2 protein-coding genes are annotated in these 1505 nt (G+C 54.4%); both read right to left on the reverse strand.

The window, feature by feature from the left end; genetic code table 11:
- Nucleotides 1-357: 357 nt before the first annotated feature.
- Complete coding sequence (locus D6694_06180; GenBank protein RMH44150.1) at nt 358-798, reverse strand: hypothetical protein; 441 nt, start codon at nt 796-798, stop codon at nt 358-360.
- Nucleotides 795-1478: a hypothetical protein gene (locus D6694_06185; protein RMH44151.1), complete on the reverse strand. Its 684-nt coding sequence runs from the start codon at nt 1476-1478 to the stop codon at nt 795-797. Before D6694_06185 ends, D6694_06180 begins: the two co-directional genes overlap by 4 nt.
- Nucleotides 1479-1505: the final 27 nt, after the last annotated feature.

Raw genomic sequence — 1505 nt, forward strand, 5'->3', positions numbered from 1 at the left:
CCCATATTCGCTGTCATATCCCCAGACGTAGGGCGGGCAACCTGCCCGCCGGGTGCACCCGCGACGCGACCGGGCTGCCGATTCTCCAGGAACCTCGTCGGGCTGGTAGCCTGACCTACGTCGGGGTGCATCACCACCTTCCCGGAAGTTTCCGAACTTCCGGGAAGGTTACGCCTTCTCCACAGCCCCGGCGGAGACCGCGTGACACCACCGTGACCGGGGACGGTTCTGAACGCTAAGATGTTCTAATATTTGTCAAGGGGGTCGCACACCAACAATCGAATAGCGAAAGACGCAAAGAAAGCCACGGATGAATCCACCGATCTGGCACGTGCTTGTAGGCCACGCAGACGCAGCTCACAGTGCATGGTCCTCATTGTCCTTATGATATGCCAGAAGCCATCTGGAGTGCGGCGCATAGTCTATTCGATAGAGGCGTTCGGCTTCCAGTTCCTGCCAGACCTTCTTTGTCACGCGAATCCGCTCGTTCTTCACAGCGACAAAGTATTGAGTTGGACCACGGACACGTAACTTGGATTTGTGAATAGGCCCGACGAGTGTAACTGACTTCGCGAGCAAAATGTCAAGTGCATAGTTCCGGATAACCGTTGCCGCAAGAACGATCACTCCTACCACCAGAAACCACCGCGCAGGTGTATGCCAAAGCCAAAGCACGACGAACATGCCCGGGATCAGGGTAAGTACGACATACCTCAGCATTTGGAGGGTTAGGAATCTCCGTTGTTTTGGTTCAATATAACCTTCTACGTTTGATGCCTCGATCCCGGATGCCTTCATTTTGACGATTCTCCCCGAAGTTTCTTGCGCAGATCATCCAATAACGGGGAAGACAATTCACCTGTTGTAAAATCAAACTTCACCCAAGGAAGGGTGTAGTTCACCACTGACTCCGACGCACTCAGATTCGCTCCAGGCGCAAATCCAAAGAACTCTCCATGTGCGCCGTCCGGTTCCAGAGGCGCAGAAAAACGTCCCGCAGTTAAACCAACACCGACACTTGCCGTTCCATCGGTTACTTCAAACACGCCCTGATAGCTATCCGCATCGGGCAAATCGCGAACGCGAGATACATAAACCTTGGCATTGGCCCCTATACCCACTGTAGCACCGGCACCTCCGTATGTGTAGAGTGCCACCTCGCCGTCTTTATGAGCGAGAACTTCAATCCCTCCTGTACCGGAAAAGCCAAAAGGTCCAATCATTGCGGCATCGGCATTTACACCTAATCCTACAGAGATCGCCGTTACCGGCGACGTATCGCGTCTTTCCGATGGGATATAGATCGGCTCTGCCGTGCGCACCAACCCCTTGGCTGGCTTATCACCGTACCAAATGAACGGATCATCAGGCTTGTCCTCATAAATGTAATGCCCTGTCGGATCAATGTACCGCAACGGATTCCCCCGCGTGTAGAGAAAGCGGTTGTAGTCGATCACCGCACCCGCATCCGGCACCACCGTGTCCGGCGACAGGAACGTCCCCAG

This window comes from Gammaproteobacteria bacterium (assembly GCA_003696665.1).
Taxonomy (GTDB): Bacteria; Pseudomonadota; Gammaproteobacteria; order Enterobacterales.

What these genes read in the sequence shown, in the direction of transcription:
- D6694_06180 (RMH44150.1), bottom strand. Translation starts at nt 798, where the DNA reads ATGAAGGCATCCGGGATCGAGGCATCAAACGTAGAAGGTTATATTGAA.